Source organism: Pedococcus sp. 2YAF34 (assembly GCF_052114585.1).
Classification (GTDB): domain Bacteria; phylum Actinomycetota; class Actinomycetes; order Actinomycetales; family Dermatophilaceae; genus Pedococcus.
The window spans coordinates 1-19,857 of record NZ_JBFRFA010000043.1; the positions used below are offsets into that span (position 1 = coordinate 1).

Genomic DNA, 19,857 nt, shown 5'->3' on the forward strand with positions numbered 1-19,857 from the left:
CGGCTGCCTACCGCCAGCTCGCCGGAGCGGCGGCGGCGCTGCGGCTGCCGCGCCGCGCGGTGGCCCACCGCCGTCCGGGTGTGCCCTCCGTCGTGGGCGCGGTCCGGGACTGCCCGCCCGGGTGGGTGGTGGGTGGCCGGCTCACCGCGGTCGGTGTCGCCGGGGCCGCCGGCCTGGTGGCGGCAGCGAGCGAGCCGGAGGCGCCCTCGCCCCTCGCGGTGCTCACCCGCGCCGAGCGTGCGGTGGCCGAGCTGGTGTCGGAGGGCCTGACCAGCCGCCAGATCGCCGAGCAGCTGTTCGTCTCCCCGCGCACCGTCGACGCCCACCTGTCCCACATCTTCCGCAAGCTCGAGATCAGCTCTCGCGCCAAGCTGGCGGCCCTGATGGCCGAGGTCGCCTGAGCCAACCGGACCCGGGCCCGCGCCGAACCACCCCCGTGCCCGACCTCACCTACCGCGTCGTCATCCGCCTGTGCCGAGCCCTGTTCCGGGTGCTGGGGCTGCGGATCGACATCGACGGCGCGCACCACCTCCCCCGGACCGGCCCGGTCGTCGTCGCGGCCAACCACAGCAGCTTCATCGACTTCATGGTCGTCGGCCTCGTGGGGACGCGGCGCGGGCGCCTCATCCGGTTCATGGCCAAGCAGGCCGTGTTCGACGCTCCGGTCTCCGGCCAGCTGATGCGCGGCATGGGCCACATCCCGGTCGACCGGGCGCACGGGGAGACGGCGGCGCGGACGGCGTACCGGGCGCTGCAGGCGGGCGAGGTCGTGGGCATCTACCCCGAGGCCACCATCGGGCGCGCCTTCGAGGTCAAGGACTGGGCCGACCTCAGGCGGGGGGCCGCCTACCTCGCGCTGCGCACCGGTGCGCCGGTCGTGCCGGTCGCGCACTGGGGCGTGCACCGGGTCCTCACCGTGGGTGGGCGTGTCAGCCTCCGGCGGGGCACGGCCGTGCGCGTGCTCGTCGGCGAGCCCCTCACGCCCCTGCCGGGCGAGGACGCCGAGGGCCTGACCAACCGGTTGCACGCCGTCCTTGCAGCGATGGTGGAACAGCTCCTGGACACCTACCCGCAGGCGCCGGCCGAGCCGGGTACGGCGTGGTGGTGGCCGGCCTCGCGCGGCGGGGCCGCCCCGGGAACGCACGAGGCGCGCCTCCTCGACGAGGAAGCGCGCCTCCGGGCGGACGCAGGCCGACGCGGCCGCTGAGGTCAGGCGACGGGAGCGGGCTCCGGCTCGGGATCGGGCGTCGGCTCCGCGGCCGGGGCGTTGGCCGGCTGGCCACCGTCCCCACGCTTCACGGCAGCGAGGAGCATCTGCGCGACGTCGACGACCTCGACCTCCTCGGCCTTGCCCTCGGATTGCGCGGCGGTGAGGCCGTCGGACATCATCACGCGGCAGAACGGGCAGCCGATGGCGATCCGCTCGGCGCCGGTGGCGATGGCCTCCTCGGTGCGGTTGGTGTTGATCCGCGTCCCGAGCTTCTCCTCCATCCACATGCGGGCACCACCGGCGCCGCAGCAGAACGACTTCTCCTTGGTGCGCTCCATCTCCTTGAGCTCGACGCCGGGCAGGGCGCCGATCAGCTCGCGCGGCGGGGCGTAGACGCCGTTGTGCCGGCCGAGGTAGCAGGGGTCGTGGTAGGTCACGGTCTCCGCGGTGGAGGCGACGTCCTTGTTCGTCGACTTGGGCGAGGCGCCGGGTGCCCCGGCCGGACGGGCGACGGGGACGAGCTTCTTCTCGCGGACGAGGCGGTTGAGCAGCTGGGTGTGGTGGACGACCTCGTACTTGCCGCCGAGCTGCGGGTACTCGTTCTTGATGGTGTTGAAGCAGTGGGCGCAGGTGACGACGATCTTGGTGGCGCCGACCTCGTTGAGCGTCTCGACGTTCTGCTGGGCCAGCATCTGGAAGAGGAACTCGTTGCCGGCGCGGCGGGCGGAGTCACCGGTGCAGGACTCGCCGTCGCCGAGGATCGCGAACGACACCCCGGCCTGGTCGAGCAGCTCGGCGACCGCACGGGTCGTCTTCTTGGCCCGGTCCTCGTAGGCACCGGCGCAGCCCACCCAGAACAGGTAGTCCACGTCGTCGGCGGAGTCGACGTCCTGGCCGAGGATCTTGACCTCGAACGGCAGGTCCTTGGCCCAGTCGAGGCGGGCGCGGGCGGCCATGCCCCACGGGTTGCCCTTGTTCTCGAGGTTCTTGAACAGGCCACCGAGCTCGTTGGGGAACGCCGACTCGATGAGGTTCTGGTAGCGCCGCATGTCGACGATCGCGTCGACGTGCTCGATGTCGACCGGGCACTGCTCGACGCAGGCGCCGCAGGTGGTGCACGACCACAGGACGTCCTGGTCGATGACCGCGTCGGGGCCGTGCGGGTTGTAGGCGCCGAGCGGGTTGGTGATGTCGTACCCGGTGTCGCCGATGAGCGGGACCTCGGCCAGCGCGGCGGCGGACTCGCCGAGGGCCTCGCGGTCACCCTCGGCCGCGAGCAGCCACGGCGCCTTGGCGTGCGCGTGGTCGCGCAGCGTCATGACGAGCATCTTCGGTGACAGCGGCTTGTCGGTGTTCCAGGCCGGGCACTGGGACTGGCAGCGGCCGCACTCGGTGCAGGTCGTGAAGTCGAGCAGGCCCTTCCAGGTGAAGTCCTCGACCTTGCCGACACCGAGCGCCGCGTCCTCGTCGAGCTCCTCGATGTTCTCGAAGTCCACGGGTGCGCCGTCGACCATGAGCGGCTGGAGCTCGCCGAGGGAGGTGCGGCCGTCGGCGTGCCGCTTGAGGAAGATGTTGAAGAACGCGAGGAACCGGTGCCAGGCGACGCCCATGGTCGGCTGCAGCGAGATGGTGATCATCCACGCGAAGGAGATGAGGATCTTCACCGCGGCGATGACCACGATGAGGTTCTTCACCGTGTCGGTGGACAGGCCGGTGAAGGCGTTGCCGATCCAGCCCGTCAGCGGGAAGTGCAGCGCGGTGTCCTGGCCGGTGCCGAGCTGGCGCGCCAGGGTCCACTCCAGCGCGCGGAGCAGGCCGATGCAGATGGTGACGCCGAGGATCGTGAGCTCGACGTAGTAGGCCTGCCAGAACGTCGACCCGTAGAAGCGGCTGCGGCGCCCGCCCTCGCCGGCGGCGCTGCGCGGGTGGTTCTTCTGGCGGATCGCCATGAGCAGGACGATGCCGATGAACCCACCGAACGCGAAGACGTCGGTGACCCACTCGTAGAGGAAGAAGTGCCCGATCAGGGGGAGGGCGAACTCCGGGTCGGCCAGCTGGCCGAACGCGTTGACCAGGGTGAAGAACAGGACCCCGAAGCTGATCATCGTGAACCAGTGCGCCACCGCCACGACCGGCAGCCGCGACATCCGCGTGTGCCCGAGGAACTCGCGCAGCAGCGTGACCGTGCGTGCCCCCTTGTCATCGGTGCGCCCGGGTGCGGGCTGGCCGAGTCGGAACACGCTGAGGAAGTGACGGACCACGCGGGCGAACAGGGCGATGGCCACGAGAGTGACCACGCCGCAGACCACGAGCGCGACGACCTGGAGGGCAGACATGGCGGTCATGCTACCCGTGGGTAAGCGTCCGCTTACCTCGATGTGACCCGGCTCAACCGCGTGGCGCGGCTGACGACCTCCCGGCAGCCGCGAGCGGTACGGCGTCGTGCCCCCGGAGCGCCCCCGCGAGGCGCTCGCGGGCCCGCTGGATCCGCTTGCGGGTCGCGGCCGCGCCGGCCCCCACCACCGCAGCCACCTGCTCGCTGGTCAGGCCCTCCCAGTAGGTGAGGAGCAGGACCTCGCGGTCGTCCTCGCCGAGGTCGGCCAGCGCGGACCGGACCTCGTCCACGCGGTCGTCCCCGCCCGCCCCCTCCGAGGGCAGGGACGCCGCGAGCTCGTGGCGCAGCCGGTCCGTGGCTGCGAGCCGCCGCCCGGTCGAGCGCCGGTGGTTGGCCAGGGTGCGCCGCGCGATGGCGAGCATCCACGCCAACGCCTCGCCCTGCACCTCGGGGGCGTGGTGGACCTTGCGCCAAGTCGTGGTGAGGACCTCCTGGTAGACGTCGGCGGCGTCCTCGCGAGGTGTCGTCCGACGGGCGAGGTAGGCGAGGACGCGCGGACCACAGGTGGTCGCCAGCTCCTCGAACCGCCGCTCGGCCGGCGTCATCGCTCGCACCCCACGAACTCGGGGTCCTTGCTGATGCGCAGGAAGCCGTCCGGGTCCCAGGTCCCGACGGTGCCCTCCTGGGGGCTGAGCCGCCGGGCCTCCGAGTCGAGGCCGACCATCGCCGCACGTGCCGTCGACGCCGCCGACCGGTCGTGGTCCTCGCCGGCCCACACCAGCGAGCAGCCCCAGTCGCCGCTGGCCATCGTGAGCAGCTGCGTTCGCAGCATCGTCTCCTGCACCAGGCCCTGGTTGGTGCCGGTGCAGCTGCCCTCCTGGGTGTAGCTGCGGGCGGTGACCTGGGCGTACTCCTGCCACGAGTGCCCGGGTGCCGCCTGGATCGTGGAAGGTGCCAGCGTCGCGACGTAGTCGGCAAAGTCCTTGGCGCAGATGTTGATCCGCTCCGAGCCGTCCTCGAACTCCCCGTTGAGGGCGGGGTTGCCGTAGGTCCCGGTCCGGGCCAGGAAGTGCTGGGCGGCGAAGGCGGCGGTCGGCACGAGGACGATCGCCGCCGCGGTGAACGCCGTGGCGACCTTGTGGCGGCGTCGGAGCCCGCGGACCCGGCCCTGCAGCCCACGGTCGGCGGCCACGACCTCGCGGGCGACCGTCAGGGACAGCGCGGCAGCCGGTGCGTGGTCGGGTGCCGGTGGTGCGCTCGCCGTGAGCAGCGCGCCCAGCTCGTCGTGGTCGTTCATCGGTCCGTCCCCCTCGTCCTCGACACCCCGGTGGTGCCCTCGTGCCTTCACAGGGGGAGATGTCCGCGCACCGCAGGAGTGTGACACCCGGACGCCCGTTGCACCCGACATAACGATCTGTTGGAATATCCATAACGGTTCTTCGCTGACACGGAGGACTGGCACCACACACTGCCCACGACCGCGCTCGATGTGAGCCCGCGGCATACCGAAAGTAGAGGCGCATGCCGATCCACGACGACGTGACCCAGCTCATCGGCAACACCCCGCTGGTGCGCATCAACCGCATCATCACCAGCGACGCCACGGTGGCTGCCAAGCTCGAGTTCTACAACCCGGCCTCCTCGGTCAAGGACCGCATCGGCGTCGCCATCGTCGACGCCGCGGAGGCCAGCGGTGAGCTCAAGCCCGGCGGCACCATCGTCGAGGCCACCTCGGGCAACACCGGTATCGCGCTCGCGATGGTCGGCGCCGCGCGCGGCTACAACGTCGTGCTCACCATGCCCGAGACCATGTCGAAGGAGCGCCGCGCGCTGCTGCGCGCCTACGGCGCCGAGCTCGTCCTCACCGAGGGAGCCCTCGGGATGAAGGGCGCGGTCGCGAAGTCCGAGGAGATCGCCGCCGAGCGGGGTGGCATCCTCGCCCGCCAGTTCGCCAACGAGGCCAACCCCGAGATCCACCGCAAGACCACGGCGGAGGAGATCTGGAAGGACACCGACGGCGAGGTCGACATCGTCGTCGCCGGCATCGGCACGGGCGGCACCGTCACCGGCGTCGGCCAGGTGCTCAAGTCGCGCAAGCCCGGGGTGAAGATGATCGCCGTCGAGCCCGAGGAGTCCCCGATCCTCAACGGCGGCCAGCCCGGACCCCACAAGATCCAGGGCCTCGGCGCCAACTTCGTGCCCGAGATCCTCGACCGCGACATCTACGACGAGGTCATCGACATCAACGCCGAGACCTCGGTGGAGTGGGCGCGCCGTGCAGCCAAGGAGGAGGGCCTGCTCGTCGGCATATCCTCCGGCGCAGCGCTTGCCGCCGCAGACCAGGTCGCCCGCCGCCCCGAAAACGCCGGCAAGACGATCGTCGTGATCATCCCGTCGTTCGGTGAGCGCTACCTGTCCACCATCCTGTTCTCCGACCTCCTCGACTGACTGGCGGCGCTGTACCCGTGACCCTGGCCCTGTATGCGCGTCGCGCGCGAAGCCGTGTCGTCGACGACCTCGACGCGGCCATCGCGCGCGACCCCGCGGCTGCCTCGCGCCTCGACCTCGCGCTCAACTCGCCGGGGCTGCACGCCATCTGGGTGTACCGGCTGGCGCACCGCCTCTGGCTGCGCGGTGGCGCGGCGAAGCTGGTGGCGCGGGTGCTGATGACGGCGGCCCGGTCGCTCACGGGCGTGGAGATCCACCCCGGCGCCACCATCGGCCGGCGCTTCTTCATCGACCACGGCATGGGTGTGGTCATCGGCGAGACGGCCGAGGTGGGCGACGACGTGATGCTCTACCACGGGGTCACCCTGGGCGGTCGTTCGCTGGCGAAGGTCAAGCGACACCCCACCCTGGGCAACCGGGTGACCGTCGGAGCCGGGGCCCGCATCCTCGGGGCGGTGCACATCGGCGACGACGTGCAGGTGGGCGCCAACTCGGTGGTCGTCAAGGACGTGCCCGCCGGTGCCGTGGCGACGGGGATCCCCGCGGCGATCCGGTTCCCGGAGGGTCGCGAGGACCCCTACGAGGCGATGTTCAAGGACCCCGCCCTCTGGATCTGAGCCTCACCCACGGCGCGCGCCCGGTCAGCGTGACGCGGCTCCCTGCGGTGCCGAGGGCAGGTCAGGAGGGTGCTGCGGTACGGGGTGCGGCCCAGTCGGCGCCGTAGAGGTTGAAGGCGCGCGCGCCCGGGTGGGCGGCCACCGTCGCCGCCAGGGCCTCGGCCGAGCCGTGGCCGGTCGCGAGCAGCCGGTGGTAGTCGACCATGGCAGCCGCAGCCACTTCGTCGGGCACCGGGGCGACGGCGGCGACCACGCTGCGCACGCCCAGGGCGAGCAGGGCCGACGTGAGCCCCAGTGGCTCGTCGCCCGGCCGCAGGTCTGCCTGGCCGACGTCGCACGCCGACAGCACCACGTGGCTCGACGTGACCGGCCGCGGGAGCTCGTGGGCGAAGAGCGGGCCGTCGGCGAGGAGCAACGAGGAGAAGTAGGGGTTCTGCCGTTCGTGGGTGCCGTGGGCCGCGACGTGCACCACGGTGTCCCGGCGCAGCGCCCGCCGCAGGGCCGGACCGTCGGCGGTGCCCGAGGCGCTCACGGACGCGCCCCACACCGATGCGACGGCGTCCGCCTCCAGGCGGGCTCGCCGCAGGTCGGGGCCGGCGAGGGCCGACACCGACAGTGGCGTGTGGGCCGGCGTCTCCGGCACGGGCGTGGGAGCCGCCCAGCGCGTCATCGACGTGGCGACGGTGACCGGGCGCCCGGCCAGGGTGGGCAGGGCAGCCCAGGGCACGCTCGCGAGCGACCGGCTCGGGCACACCACGATGCCCCCCGGCTCGTCGCCGAGTTCGGTGGCGCCTAGGAGCACCCGGTCGAGCTGGGCCAGGGAGCTGTCGACGGCACGGCCCACGGCGCGGGCCATGACCGGGTCGGCCGCGGCGTAGGCCTCGGCCCGGAGGTCGCGCGTGAGGCGCTCGGCCAGCGCCTCGACCTCGGCGAGGCCGTCCAGGCGCTGCACCGTCGTCCCGGACGGACCGGTGTGCAGCAGGTACTGGTCGTGTCCGTGGTCGAAGAGCACCAGGGCCTGCTCCTGCCGGCGCTCGAGCGCTGCCCGGGCCCCGGTCAGCGTGGTCGCGCCGTCCACGCCCGACCCGTCGCCGTGCTCGGCGGTGGACCAGTCCTGCTGGGACACCTGCCACTCCAGGCGGGCCACCCGTGCCTGCAGCCGGTCGAGCTCGCCGGACCTGCCGCCGTCGCGGTCCGTGACGTCGGCACCGGCACCGGCACTGGCGCCGGCGCCACCGCCGCCTGGCTCGGCCGCGTCGGCCAGCTGCCGCCTGGCCAGGCGCAGCTCTGCCACCAGCTCGGCGCCGGCCGGGTCGTCGGTGCCGGCCAGCGGTGGCAGCCGGTGCGAGACCGCCCGCCACCGCTCCACGCTGTCGAACACCCGCCTGGCCGAACCGCTGCGCAGGGCGTCGTCGAGGTCCCACTCGGCGAGGCGCCGACCGTGGACAGCCAGCGCCGACCGCACCTCGAGGCTCTGGCTCGGTGCCTGACGCTGCGTGAGCCGCCGCAGGGCCGTGTGCACCTCGCGGCGGGCGCCTCGTGAGTCGCCCTGTGCCGCAGCGACCTTGGCCAGCAGGAGGCGGTCGTGCATGTCACCCGCGAGCCCTTGGCGCGCACGTCCACCGAGGCGCTGCGCAGCCCGGGCCGCAGCCTCGACGTCGCCGGAGAGGAGCAGCGACTCGACGCGCAGCCGCGCAGCCAGCCGCTCGTCCGGGGTCACGGGCGAGGGACCGGTGCCCGACGGCAGGTACGGGGCGAGGACCTCGTCGAGGTCGCGGGGTACGCGCCCCTCGGCGACGTCGACCGAGGAGCGCAGCAGGGCCGTGCTCTGCTGGCGGCCGACGGCCCCCCGCGACCGGAACACCCGGATGGCCGCCCCCAGCTCGCGCCGGGCGCGGGCGGTGTCGCGGTCGAGCACCGCCACAGCGGCGAGGTCGAGCCTGATGTCGGCCTGCTCCAGCCGCAGTCCCTCGGCCCGCGCCCGGCCCAGGGCGTCGACGAGGGTGTCACGGGCCTGGTCGAGGAGGCCTGCCTCCAGCAGCACGGCCGCGAGGTCCTGCTTGGCCCGCGCCCGCGCCACGGGCGCGTCGACCTCGTCGGCGGCGCGCATGAGGGCGATGGCCTGCGGCAGGTGGCCGGCGTAGAACTCCAGGCAGCCCAGGTTGTGCCGTGCCTTGAACTCCTGTTCGGGCAGGTCGTGCTCGAGGCTGAGGGCCAGGGCGCGCTCGAGCTCGGTCCGGGCCGGCCCGAGCTGGAGCAGCGACAGGTGCGAGAGGCCGCCGTTGAGCAGGGCGGCCACCTGCTCGCGCTCGGTGAGCAGGTCGAAGGCGGGTCCGACCCGGTCGAGTGCCGCCACGGCTTCACGCCACTCCGCGCAGTACACGTGGAGCATGGCCTGCTGCACGTGGGTGAGCGCGACGAGCCGCGGCGCGTCGGTCAGGCCGCGGGCCTCGTCGAGCAACGCGAGGGCCCTGCCCCGGTCCCGCAGGGCCAAGGTGGTCCATGCGAGGGTGATGAGCACGCGTGCCCTGGCCACCGACTGCTCCTCGTCCGGGAGCCGGGTACTGCGCCTGAGCGCCTGCCGCAGCGCGCGCTCGGCATCGCGGAACCGCCCGATGGAGTTGAGGTGGCGGGCCCGCGAGAGCAGCTCCCCGACCTGTGGGTCCGCGACCTCGATGGCGTCCCCTAGATCTCGATGGCCGGGGTGATGACCGGGCGGCTGTCCGGCAGGTCGAGCCGGCGCAGCACCAGGTGCACGAGCCCACGTTCGACCGTCGTGAACCTGAACCTGCCGTCGGCGTCGGTCTCGGTGGTCTGCGTGCGGGAGCGCTCGCGCAGCTCCACCGCGGTGGGGCCGTCGGCGCTGACCCACCCGCTGATGCGGGCCCGGCCACCGTCGACCGGCTCGATGGTGATCATCGCGCTGAGGTGGGCGCTGGAGAACGTGATGGTCTGCGCGCGGTCGTAGGTCGTCGTCCGTACCCCGGCCGTCTCGGCGCCGGCCCGGGTGATCTGGGCAACCTCGGCCTCCAGGGCGGCCACCGTCATGGCGAACTTCGAGCGCTCCGCCAGTCCCGACGGCACGGGGTCGCTGGCCGCGACGATCGACCGCAGGGTGGCCAGGGCGCGCGCGTCCTCAGCGTCCAGGGGCTCCTCGGCCAGGCGGTCGAGGTCGAGGTCCTCGTTCACGACGCCACGTCCCATCCGGGATCGGCCTTGAGCGCCACGCGGAGCTTGGCCAGGCACCGGCCACGGGTGGGGCCGATGCTGCCGACCGGCATGCCCAGTGCCTCCGCCACGTGCGCGTAGTCCGGCCGCTCGGCGAGGGCCACGACGCGCAGCAGCTGCTGGCACCGGGTCGACAGCGTGGCGAAGTGCCTCCACAGCACCACCTGCTCCTGGCCCCGGACGAGCACCTGCTCGGGCTCGCCGGCCACGTCCTGCGTGGTGTCGAGGTCCTCGCCGAGCTCCTCGCGGACGTCCTCGCGCCGGGACTTCCTGGCCGTGGCCCACGCCTCGCGCCGGGTGGTGGTGATGAGCCACTTGAGCACGGCCTGGGGGTCGTGGATGGACGGCGCGTGCTGGACCAGCAGCAGCCAGGTCGTCTGGACGACGTCCTCCGCCTGAGCGGGGTCGAGGCCCTGGCTCCGGGCGGTGTGCCAGAGGAGGGTCGTGGTGGTGTCGACCAGGTCCGACATGGCCTGGGCGTCACCCTCGCGGTAGGCCGAGAACGCGCGTGCCGCGCGTTCGGCCAGGCTCCCGGTGGTGCCGTCGGTGTGCATCAGTGGTCCCCCTTCACGGCGGCGGCAACGGCTCGACCTGCGAGCTTCACGCGGGCCGCCGCGTCCGCGTCCGGTGTGGCATGGGTGACGAGCCAGGCCGCGACGTCGCCGGCGAGGGCGGGGGCCGCGAACGACGTGCCGCTCCACTGGCCGAACCCGCCGGAGTAGTCGTCGAGGTCGATCGAGCCGCGCGTCGGGTTCTTCGAGCCGGGCAGGTTGAGCACGCTGCGGATGCTGCCGTCGAACGTGGTCGGCATGGTGCTGACGACCGCGGTGCCGCAGCGGTAGCCCTTCACCCAGGTGCCGGTGTTGGAGTAGACCGACACGGTCGGGCCGCCCTTGTTGCGGCCCCCGGGGTTGTGCGCGCCGACGCTCACCAGGGGCACGGCGAACCCGCTGCCCACGGCGAACGCCGCCGGGAAGAACTCGACGTCGCTGGCTCCGTTGCCGGCGGCCGCGACCACGGCGACGCCGGTGGAGGCGAGCGCCTTCAGGGCCGTGACGAGGGCGCCCTCGTCGTCGAAGGTGCCGACGGTCTCGTGGTAGTAGCCGAGCGACAGCGACAGCACGTCGACCAGCGGTCCCCAGCGCTCCGGGTCGCGCAGGGCGAGGAGCTGGCGGGCGTAGAGCAGCTGCAGTGCGTCGACGACCACCGCCTCGTCGGCCACCCCGTCGCCGTACATCACGGGCACCGCCATGAGGGTCGCCTCGGGGCAGTGCTGGCGCACGATGCCGGCGATGAAGGTCCCGTGGCCGGCGAGCCGGTCGAGGACGCCGTTGACACGGTCGATGGTGACACCGGTGTTCTCGGGGTCGTCCTCGGCCGTGAAGACGAGGCCGACCGGCTCGCCGCCCACCTCCACGTCACGGATGACCCCGCGCTCGAACCACTCGTGCCTGCCGATCCCGGTGTCCAGCAGGGCGACCACCGGGCCCTCCGGCATCGTCTCCGGGCAGGGGTTCGGTGCGGCCAAGGTGACGGGGGAGCGGCCGGAGGGGCCGCCCCCGGGCAGGCCCGCGAGGCCCACGCCCTCTCCGTACCCGACGCCCTCGCCGTAGCCGACGCCTTCCCCGTAACCCACGCCCTCGCCGTACCCGACCCCTTCGCCGTACCCGACGCCCTCGCCGTACCCGGTGCCGACCATGACGTGGCAGAGCTCGACGGAGCGGGCGGCGCCGGGGTCGGCGGCGCGCAGGTCCTGCAGGATCTTCCAGGCGTCCGGGGGCTCGACGGCGACACCGGTGAGCGGGGCGATGACCACGCTCGTGGTGCCCACCCGGTCGAGCTCCTCGGTGAGCTCGAGGCGGGCGAACAGGTCGCCGAGGCCGGTCTCGCGCCGCTCCTCGACGCTGTAGCGGTCCTTCAGCAGCTCGCGCAGGGCGGCGATCGGCCCGCCGGCGCGTCCCTGGACGAGGCCGCGGACCAGCAGGCAGTCACCCACGTATGCCGTGGGGCTGGGTGCCGGCTGGTCGCCGAGCCGCTTGCTCGTGGCGGGGTCGAGGGCGCGTACCCCGAGCCGGCGGACGGCACTGCCCGGCACCCCCACCCGGGGGATGCGTCGACCCGGTCCTCGGCTCGAGGTGGGGGCCCTCGTCTGTGCCATGAGCTCTCCCCTGTGGGCGGAAGCCGACGCGGACGCAACCGGTGCGCCGCTGGTCAGCGTAGTGAGACCACCACGTCGCTGACAGGAGAACCGGAGGTTCCCGCTGATACCTCTCGGACGGGCCCGGTTGCGCCCCGCGGGGTGCTCAGGACTCTCGGGACGAGAAGTTCGGGCGCCGGTGTATCAGGCGGGGGGCCGGCCGCTCCTTCATCGTGTCCGGCCCGGTCAAGGGGAACGGGGCGGACGCCACGAAAGGACCCTCATGTCACCCAGGTCTGGTGAGTGCCGATGGCGGCGGACACGGGTGGCCGAGGTCAGCTGGCCCTGGGGGAGCCAGCGAGTGGTCCGGTCGCGACAGGGGTTTCGCGGTCGGGCAGCCCTGCGGGGCGCGTCGTCGGGAGGCGTCGGTGCGGGGCGGTGCTGGTCGGGGGTCGCCAGCAGCCGTCCGGCCCGGCCTTCCCGGCGACGTCCCTAGGCGGCGTCCTCCGTAGGGGCGTGGCCGCGTACGGGGGTGCGCGAAGGAGCCCGCGGTGCTGCACACACATCCGGTGTGCGGCGCCGCGGGCTCCTCGTCGTGCCCGGTCTGGCGAGAACACGGCCAGGGCCGACTCGTGCTCGACTCGTGCTCGACTCGTGGTCGGCGCAAGGTCGGCTCAGGGGAGCTTGGAGCCCCCGGGACCGAAGCCGGTGGTGTCGGCGTGCAGCTTGCCGTCGCTGCCGCGGTGGATGGTGTCGGGGAGGTCCTCGCCGGTGACGCGGTCCTTGGCGCTCGCTCCAGCGCTCAGCGCGGTGGAACCGGCGCTCTTCGCGACGTCGCCCAGCTTGGCGGCCACGACCGGGGCCTGCTCCTTGACGACGTCCTTGACGGTGTCGACGCGGGACTGGACCGGGTCGCTGGTCCACAGCTGGTTGGCCCGCCCACGGATCTGCTCGTAGCGCTTCTGCCCGGCCTTGGCGCCGAGGACGTAACCGGCGGCGACGCCGGCGATGAAGGTCAGCTTGCCCATGGTGAATCCTTTGTTCGGGGTGGCTTCGACCCTAACAAAACCGCTGCTCAGGGGCTTGTCGAGCGGTCGCCGGTGGTGAACCGCCGGCGCAGGGAGAGGGGCAGGACGACCCACGCCCCCAGGAACACGATGACGCCGCAGGCGGCCACGACGGCCCCGAGGAGGTCGCTGAAGACGAGGGCGAACGTGAACGCCATGACGCTGACGACCGCGCCCGCGAGGACGACGAGCCCCGCGATGGCGAGGTGGTGGGCCATCAGGACCAGGGTCTCCTTGCGCCGCTGCCGGAACAGCCACCGGTGCATCGCGACCGGGGTGATGAGGAGGCAGGTGGCCATGATGCTGGCGCTGATGGCGGCCACGTAGGCCGCCCGCTCGAACGTGGTGATCCCGTGGAACGCGGGCTGGATCGGCAGGGTGAGCAGGAAGCCGGTGAGGATCTGGACGCCGGTCTGGGACACCCGGAACTCCTGGAGCAGCTCGTCCCAGTTGCGGTCCAGGCGCTGCGCCTCGGTCTCGCCCTCACGTTGGTAGGCGTCCACGACGTGACGATAGCGTGGCCCCCGGCTGGCCGGCTTCGATGTCGGCGGGTCATGGAGGGCTCGCATAGTGGCCTAGTGCGGCGGTCTTGAAAACCGCTATGGCGGCAACGTCATCGTGGGTTCGAATCCCACGCCCTCCGCCGAAGCTCCGGTGGGCGCGCAGCGCCCTCGGAGCAGCGGCGTTCGGGGTCGGGGGATGAAGGGGAGCGAGCACGCGGGATTCGGGAGGAGCCGGAGCGCAGCGGAGGCGACGGCTCCCACGCCCTCCGCCGGGGGCTCCGGTGGGCCAGCCAGCGAGACGCCGGGCCCAAACCGGTGCGCTGGCTACGCCCATTGCGGGATCCTCGGTGTCGAACGGTGTGGTTACCTTCGACTGGGGCCACTTGACGTCCGCTCTAGGGCGGCGGGCCGGAGGCCGGGCAACCCTGCAGCCCGGCCTTCGCGCCTGCCCGGACCCGTTCGAGGCTGGCTCTGCGGGAAGGCTGAGCCGGTGGCCTCAGCGGGCGCGACCGCTCCAGCCCGTCGTCTGCGCGGCGTCGGCGAGCGCGTCGACGAGGGGCTCGAGGTCGCCGGTGGCCAGCCCGACGGTGACGCGGACGTGACCACCGTCGGCGGCGGGCGCGCCCAGGCGGAACGGTGCGCCGGGCGCCACGCCGATCCCCTGGCTGGCGAGACGGACCACGGCGGCGGTCTCGTCGTGCACCGGCACCCAGATGTTGATGCCCTCGCTGCCGCCGACCTCGACCCCGCGGGCGCGGAGGCCGCTGACGACGGACGCCCGCCGCGCGGCATACGTGGTGGCGGCCGTGCGCACCTGCGCAGCGGCGGCGTCGTCGGTGAGGAGGGAGAGGAGCACCTGTTGCAGGAGCCTGCTGGACCAGCCCTGCGCGAGCTGGCGCCGGGCGGACACCGCGCCGAGGACCGGGGCCGGCGCGCTCAGGGCGGCCAGCCGTAGGTCTGGGCCGTGCGACTTGGAGAACGACCGGATGTGGACGGTGCGGTCGGGTATCCAGCGTCCGAGGCTCGCGAGCGCCGCCGACGACAGGCCGGCCGCGGAGTCGTCCTCGACGACGAGGGCGTCCGTCCCCGACAGGAGCTCGGCCAGTGCGCGGGCCCGCCGTCGGGTGGTGGTCACGCCGGTGGGGTTCTGCGCCCGTGGCTGGAGGAAGACGGCGGCCACCGGTTCGGCCAGCGCGGCGCGCAGGCCCTCGACCGACAGGCCCTCCTCGTCCACGGCGACCCCCACCAGCTGCGCCCCCATCGACTCGAGCAGGTCGACCAGCGGTGGGAACGCGGGGTCCTCGACCACGACCCGGTCGCCGAACCGCAGCTGGGTGCGCACCACCAGGTCCATCGCGTCCATGGCTCCGTCGACGACCGTGACCTCAGCGACCTCGAACGGCCAGTCGCCCCGCAGCGCCTCTCCCAGCGCGGGCAGCACCGGGTCGTCGAGGTAGCTGCCGGTGCGCGGGGCCGAGGTCAGGCCAGCCAGCGCCGCGCCGAGGTCGGGGAGCAGGGCCGGGTCCGGGACGCCGGTGGACAGGTCGAGCTCGAACGTCGAGGGCCGTTCGAGCGCCTTGCGGTACCGGGTGGTGCCCCCACCGCGGGCGTCGAGGACGGTGGTCCCCCGCCGCCCGTCGGTCGCCACGGTGCCCGACCGCGCGAGCAGCGCCCAGGCCGCGCTCACCGTCGTGGGCGACAGGGCCAGCTGTGCGGCCACCGTGCGGATCGGGGGGAGCCGGTCGCCGGCGACGAGGTGGCCGTCGCGGATGGCGGCCGAGACGGCATGGGCCAGCCCCTTGGCCGTCGGAGTGTCCAGCCGCTCCTCGAGCGCGGTCAGTGTCGCGCCGTCGGGCCTTGAGGTCATGTTTGCACCATAACAAACACTCTATTGTGCCAGCAATGGTTGGGTCGTACTGTGTGGAGCATGACGACGCGCATCTCGCACTGGATCGACGGCAAGGCCGCCCCCGGCACCTCAGGTCGCACGGCGCCGGTCTTCAACCCCGCCACCGGGGCGGTCAGCGGGGAGGTCGACCTCGCCTCGGTCGAGGAGCTCGGCGCCGCCGTCACCAGCGCCACCGTCGCGGCTCGCGAGTGGCGACGGGCCTCCCTGTCTCGCCGCAGCGCCGTGCTCTTCGCCTTCCGTGAGCTGCTGCACCAGCGCACGCCAGAGCTCGCCGAGATCATCACCGCCGAGCACGGCAAGGTGCTGTCCGACGCCGCGGGCGAGATCGCGCGCGGCCTCGAGAACGTCGAGTTCGCCACCGGTGTCCCCAACCTGCTCAAGGGGGGCTTCAGCGAGCAGGCCGCGACCGGCGTCGACGTCTACAACATCCGCCAGCCGCTCGGTGTCGTGGCCGGTGTCACGCCCTTCAACTTCCCCGCGATGGTGCCGCTGTGGATGTGCGCCAACGCGATCGCCTGTGGCAACGCCTTCATCCTCAAGCCGTCGGAGAAGGACCCGTCCGCGGCGCTCTTCCTGGCCCAGCTGTGGAAGGAGGCCGGCCTGCCCGACGGCGTCTTCACCGTCGTCCACGGTGACAAGGTGGCCGTCGACGCCATCCTCGACCACCCCGGCATCGCCGCGGTGAGCTTCGTCGGCTCCACGCCGATCGCGCGGTACATCTACGAGCGCGGCACGGCCAACGGCAAGCGCGTCCAGGCCCTCGGCGGCGCCAAGAACCACGCCCTCGTACTCCCCGACGCCGACATCGACATGGCCGCGGACGCGGTCGTCTCCGCGGCCTACGGGTCGGCCGGCGAGCGCTGCATGGCCCTGTCGGTCGCGGTCGCCGTCGGGGACGTCGCGCAGCCGCTCGTGGACGCCATCGCCGCCCGCCTGCCCAAGCTCACCGTCGGGCCCGGCACCGACCCCGACACCGACATGGGGCCGCTCATCACCGCCGAGCACCGCGACAAGGTGGCCGGCTACATCGGCGCCGGTCAGGAGGCCGGGGCGAGCGTCGTCGTCGACGGCCGTGAGGGCGACCTGCCCTCCGACGGCTTCTTCCTCGGCACCACGCTGCTCGACCACGTCACCCCGGAGATGACCGTCTACACCGACGAGATCTTCGGGCCCGTCCTGTCGGTGGTGCGCGTGGACACCTACGACGAGGGCCTCGAGCTCATCAACTCCAACCCGTATGCCAACGGCACCGCGATCTTCACCCGCGACGGTGGGGCCGCGCGCGAGTTCCAGTTCGACGTCGAGGTCGGCATGGTCGGCATCAACGTCCCGATCCCGGTCCCCGTCGCCTACTACTCCTTCGGCGGCTGGAAGGACTCGCTGTTCGGCGACACGCACATGTACGGGCCCGAGGGCATCAGCTTCTACACGCGCGGCAAGGTCGTCACGCAGCGCTGGCCCGACCCCGCGACCTCGAGCGTCGACCTCGGCTTCCCGCAGACCCGCTGACGCCAGACCCGCTGACGCGCCAGACCCGCTGACGACAGACCCGCTGGCACCGCAGAACCGTTGAGAGGCAACGCATGACCGACACCACCGTCCAGCCGGACGTGCTCGACGCCGTCACGGGCGCCACCGAGGAGCAGGTCCGTCGCGACGACCGGGGCCACGTGTTCCACTCGTGGTCGGCGCAGGGGCTCATCGACCCGCTGCCGATCGCCTCGGCACAGGGGTCGTACTTCACCGACTACGCGGGCAGGCGCTACCTCGACTTCTCCAGCCAGCTGGTCAACGTCAACATCGGCTACCAGCACCCCAGGCTGGTCGCCGCGATCCAGGAGCAGGCCGCTCGCCTCACCACGATCAGCCCGGCCTTCGCCAATGACGCCCGCTCCGAGGCCGCCCGCCTCATCGCCGACCTCGCCCCCGGCGACCTCAACCGGGTGTTCTTCACCAACGGCGGCGCAGAGGCCAACGAGAACGCGCTGCGGATGGCGCGCCTGCACACGGGCCGCCACAAGGTGCTCGCCGCCTACCGCAGCTACCACGGTGCCACCGCGGGTTCCATTGCCCTGACCGGCGACCCGCGCCGGTGGCCCTCCGAGCCGGGTATGCCGGGCGTGGTGCGCTACTGGGGCCCGTACCTGTACCGCTCCGCCTTCCACGCCACCACCGAGGAGGAGGAGTGCGAGCGCGCGCTGCAGCACCTGCGCGACACCCTCATGGTCGAGGGCGCGCACACCGTGGCCGCGATCATCCTCGAGTCGGTCGTCGGCACCAACGGCATCCTCGTGCCCCCGCCCGGCTACCTCGCAGGGGTCCGCCGGATCTGCGACGAGCACGGCATCGTCATGATCGCCGACGAGGTGATGGCCGGGTTCGCGCGCTGCGGTGAGTGGTTCGCCGTCGACCACTGGGGCGTCGCGCCCGACCTCATCACCTTCGCCAAGGGCGTCAACAGCGGCTACGTCCCCCTGGGTGGCGTCATCATCTCCGAGCGCATCGCCCGGTCCTTCGACACCAGGCCCTTCCCGGGCGGCCTTACCTACTCCGGTCACCCGCTCGCCTGCGCCTCCGCCGTCGCCTCCATCAACATCTTCAAGGAGGAGCGCATCGTCGAGCACGCCCGCGACCTGGGGACCGACGTGATCGGCCCCGGACTGCGAGAGCTCGCCGAGCGGCACCCCAGCGTGGGCGAGGTCCGCGGGCTCGGGACGTTCTGGGCCCTGGAGCTGGTCCGTGACCGTGAGACCCGGGAGCCGCTGGTGCCGTTCAACTCCGGTGGCGCCGACGCCAAGCCGATGAACGACTTCGCCGCGGCCTGCAAGGAGCGCGGGCTCTGGCCGTTCACCCACTTCAACCGGACCCACGTCGTGCCGCCGTGCACGACGACGCCCGACGAGGTGCGTGAGGGCCTGGCCATCCTCGACGAGGCGCTCGAGGTGGCCGACCGCCACTGCACCGGCAGCTGACGTCGTGGCCCTTCTGGGCGGACCGGCTGCGGGTGCGCTCGCGGCCGCAGCGCCGTCGGTGTTCTGGCTCGACCGTGCCGACCGCCCTGCGCCCCGCCCCCGCCTGGACGACGGTGGGCAGGACGGGCGGGCCGACGTCACCGCCGACCTGGTCGTGGTCGGCGGCGGCTACACGGGCCTGTGGACCGCACTGCTCGCCAAGGAGGCCGACCCGGCGCGCGACGTCCTGCTCCTCGAGGCCGGACGGATCGGCTGGGCCGCATCCGGGCGCAACGGCGGCTTCTGCTCCGCGAGTCTGACCCACGGCGAGGCCAACGGGCGCGAGCGGTGGCCGGCGGAGTACGAGCAGCTGCACCGCCTCGGGCTCGCGAACCTCGACGCGATCGAGAGCACGGTGCAGCGCCACGGCATCGAGTGCGACTTCCGCCGGACCGGCGAGCTCACGGTCGCCACCGCGCCCCACCAGGTGGAGTGGCTGCGCGAGGAGGTCGGCTCTGGAGGCGCGACCCGGTTCCTCGACCGCGACGCCATTCGCGCAGAGCTGGACTCGCCCACCTACCTCGCGGGCGTCCACAGCCCTGACGAGACCGCCATGGTCGACCCGGCCCGGCTCGCGTGGGGCCTCGCCGCCGCAGCCGAGTCGCTCGGCGTGCGGATCGTGGAGGGCACCAAGGTGACGGGCCTCCAGCGCGACGGTGCGGGGATGAGGCTGCGTACCGAGCAGGGTCCGGATGTGCGTGCGGCGCGAGTCGCGTTGGGCACCAACGCGTTCCCGTCACTGGTGCGCCGTACGCGCCTGCACACCGTGCCCGTCTACGACTACGTCCTCATGACCGAGCCCCTCTCCGACCAGCAGCTGGCGTCGATCGGCTGGCGGAGTCGCGCGGGTGTCGGCGACATGGCCAACCAGTTCCACTACTACAGGCTCACCGACGACAACCGGGTCCTGTGGGGCGGCTACGACGCGATCTACCACCTCGGGCGACGGGTGCGGCCGTCGCGCGACCAGCGGCCGCAGACGTTCGAGCGGCTCGCCGCCCACTTCTTCGAGACCTTCCCCCAGCTCGAGGGGCTGCGGTTCACCCACCGCTGGGGCGGCGCGATCGACACCTGCACCCGGTTCTGCGCCTTCTACGGCTCGGCGTTCGACGGCCGGGTCGCCTACGCCCTCGGTTACACGGGTCTCGGGGTCGGGGCGTCCCGGTTCGGTGCCGCCGTGACCCTCGACCTGCTCGACGGCGCCGACACTGAGCGGACCCGCCTGCAGATGGTCCGCGAGAAGCCCCTGCCGTTCCCGCCGGAACCGTTGGCCTACGCCGGGATCCAGCTCACCCGGTGGTCACTGGCCCGCGCGGACGAGAACGCCGGACGGCGCAACGCCTGGCTGCGCACCCTTGACCGGCTGGGCCTGGGCTTCGACTCCTAGACGCG

17 protein-coding genes and 1 tRNA gene are annotated in these 19,857 nt (G+C 72.9%); 8 read left to right on the forward strand and 10 right to left on the reverse strand.

Annotated elements, in window-relative coordinates; translation table 11 throughout:
• On the forward strand, window positions 1–401 hold a 401-nt coding region (locus tag AB4Z02_RS16915), incomplete at its 5' end, for a helix-turn-helix transcriptional regulator (RefSeq protein WP_441972403.1).
• Between the two features lie 35 nt (window positions 402–436).
• Window positions 437–1,207, forward strand: coding sequence for a lysophospholipid acyltransferase family protein (locus AB4Z02_RS16920; RefSeq protein ID WP_441972405.1), 771 nt, complete (start codon window positions 437–439; stop codon window positions 1,205–1,207).
• A 2-nt stretch (window positions 1,208–1,209) separates the two neighbouring features.
• Here AB4Z02_RS16920 and AB4Z02_RS16925 read toward each other — a convergent pair whose 3' ends face one another.
• Genes AB4Z02_RS16925 through AB4Z02_RS16935 form a run of 3 tightly spaced genes read right to left on the reverse strand, consistent with a single transcriptional unit; the run spans window position 1,210 to window position 4,842 of the window.
• Entirely contained in the window at window positions 1,210–3,546 is a 2,337-nt protein-coding gene (locus tag AB4Z02_RS16925; RefSeq protein WP_441972406.1) for a (Fe-S)-binding protein, read from the reverse strand.
• Window positions 3,547–3,598: 52 nt separating this feature from the next.
• On the reverse strand, window positions 3,599–4,150 hold the full coding sequence (locus AB4Z02_RS16930) for an RNA polymerase sigma factor (RefSeq protein WP_056882951.1): 552 nt from the start codon (window positions 4,148–4,150) through the stop codon (window positions 3,599–3,601).
• Window positions 4,147–4,842: a hypothetical protein gene (locus AB4Z02_RS16935; protein ID WP_441972407.1), complete on the reverse strand. Its 696-nt coding sequence runs from the start codon at window positions 4,840–4,842 to the stop codon at window positions 4,147–4,149. Before AB4Z02_RS16935 ends, AB4Z02_RS16930 begins: the two co-directional genes overlap by 4 nt.
• Before the next feature lie 224 nt (window positions 4,843–5,066).
• Between AB4Z02_RS16935 and cysK the strand changes: the two genes are divergently transcribed.
• Window positions 5,067–5,993 carry a cysteine synthase A gene (gene cysK / locus AB4Z02_RS16940; RefSeq protein ID WP_441972408.1) on the forward strand — a complete coding sequence of 309 codons (927 nt, stop codon included), beginning with the start codon at window positions 5,067–5,069 and terminating at the stop codon, window positions 5,991–5,993.
• A 17-nt stretch (window positions 5,994–6,010) separates the two neighbouring features.
• A complete protein-coding gene (gene cysE, locus AB4Z02_RS16945; RefSeq protein WP_056882954.1) occupies window positions 6,011–6,610 on the forward strand; it encodes a serine O-acetyltransferase in 600 nt (199 codons plus the stop codon).
• A 61-nt stretch (window positions 6,611–6,671) separates the two neighbouring features.
• Here the strand turns inward: cysE and AB4Z02_RS16950 are convergent, their stop codons facing one another.
• The 6 genes from AB4Z02_RS16950 to AB4Z02_RS16975 all read right to left on the reverse strand — a co-directional run bounded on the left by AB4Z02_RS16950 (window position 6,672) and on the right by AB4Z02_RS16975 (window position 13,545).
• Entirely contained in the window at window positions 6,672–9,146 is a 2,475-nt protein-coding gene (locus AB4Z02_RS16950; RefSeq protein WP_441972410.1) for a CHAT domain-containing protein, read from the reverse strand.
• Between the two features lie 149 nt (window positions 9,147–9,295).
• Entirely contained in the window at window positions 9,296–9,799 is a 504-nt protein-coding gene (locus AB4Z02_RS16955; protein ID WP_056882956.1) for a hypothetical protein, read from the reverse strand.
• Window positions 9,796–10,392, reverse strand: a complete 597-nt coding sequence (locus AB4Z02_RS16960; RefSeq protein WP_056882957.1) for an RNA polymerase sigma factor — start codon at window positions 10,390–10,392, stop codon at window positions 9,796–9,798. The genes AB4Z02_RS16955 and AB4Z02_RS16960 overlap by 4 nt, the downstream gene beginning before the upstream one ends.
• Window positions 10,392–11,996 carry a S8/S53 family peptidase gene (locus tag AB4Z02_RS16965; protein ID WP_441972412.1) on the reverse strand — a complete coding sequence of 535 codons (1,605 nt, stop codon included), beginning with the start codon at window positions 11,994–11,996 and terminating at the stop codon, window positions 10,392–10,394. The genes AB4Z02_RS16960 and AB4Z02_RS16965 overlap by 1 nt, the downstream gene beginning before the upstream one ends.
• Before the next feature lie 653 nt (window positions 11,997–12,649).
• The gene (locus tag AB4Z02_RS16970) at window positions 12,650–13,003 is read right to left on the reverse strand and encodes a hypothetical protein (protein WP_056882959.1); all 354 of its coding nucleotides are present in this window, start codon (window positions 13,001–13,003) and stop codon (window positions 12,650–12,652) included.
• Between the two features lie 47 nt (window positions 13,004–13,050).
• Complete coding sequence (locus AB4Z02_RS16975) at window positions 13,051–13,545, reverse strand: DUF6328 family protein (RefSeq protein ID WP_056882960.1); 495 nt, start codon at window positions 13,543–13,545, stop codon at window positions 13,051–13,053.
• A 53-nt stretch (window positions 13,546–13,598) separates the two neighbouring features.
• On the opposite strand from AB4Z02_RS16975, the gene AB4Z02_RS16980 reads away from it, so the two are divergent.
• A tRNA-Ser gene (locus AB4Z02_RS16980) sits at window positions 13,599–13,685 on the forward strand.
• 356 nt (window positions 13,686–14,041) lie between these two features.
• On the opposite strand, the gene AB4Z02_RS16985 is transcribed toward AB4Z02_RS16980, so the two are convergent.
• Entirely contained in the window at window positions 14,042–15,412 is a 1,371-nt protein-coding gene (locus AB4Z02_RS16985) for an aminotransferase-like domain-containing protein (protein ID WP_441972414.1), read from the reverse strand.
• A gap of 60 nt (window positions 15,413–15,472) precedes the next feature.
• On the opposite strand from AB4Z02_RS16985, the gene AB4Z02_RS16990 reads away from it, so the two are divergent.
• The 3 genes from AB4Z02_RS16990 to AB4Z02_RS17000 all read left to right on the forward strand — a co-directional run bounded on the left by AB4Z02_RS16990 (window position 15,473) and on the right by AB4Z02_RS17000 (window position 19,852).
• Window positions 15,473–16,963 (forward strand): CoA-acylating methylmalonate-semialdehyde dehydrogenase, encoded by a 1,491-nt coding sequence (locus AB4Z02_RS16990; protein ID WP_441972416.1) that lies wholly within the window; start codon window positions 15,473–15,475, stop codon window positions 16,961–16,963.
• A gap of 74 nt (window positions 16,964–17,037) precedes the next feature.
• Window positions 17,038–18,426 carry an aspartate aminotransferase family protein gene (locus AB4Z02_RS16995; RefSeq protein WP_441972418.1) on the forward strand — a complete coding sequence of 463 codons (1,389 nt, stop codon included), beginning with the start codon at window positions 17,038–17,040 and terminating at the stop codon, window positions 18,424–18,426.
• 4 nt (window positions 18,427–18,430) lie between these two features.
• Window positions 18,431–19,852 carry an NAD(P)/FAD-dependent oxidoreductase gene (locus AB4Z02_RS17000; RefSeq protein ID WP_441972419.1) on the forward strand — a complete coding sequence of 474 codons (1,422 nt, stop codon included), beginning with the start codon at window positions 18,431–18,433 and terminating at the stop codon, window positions 19,850–19,852.
• Window positions 19,853–19,857 lie beyond the last annotated feature (5 nt).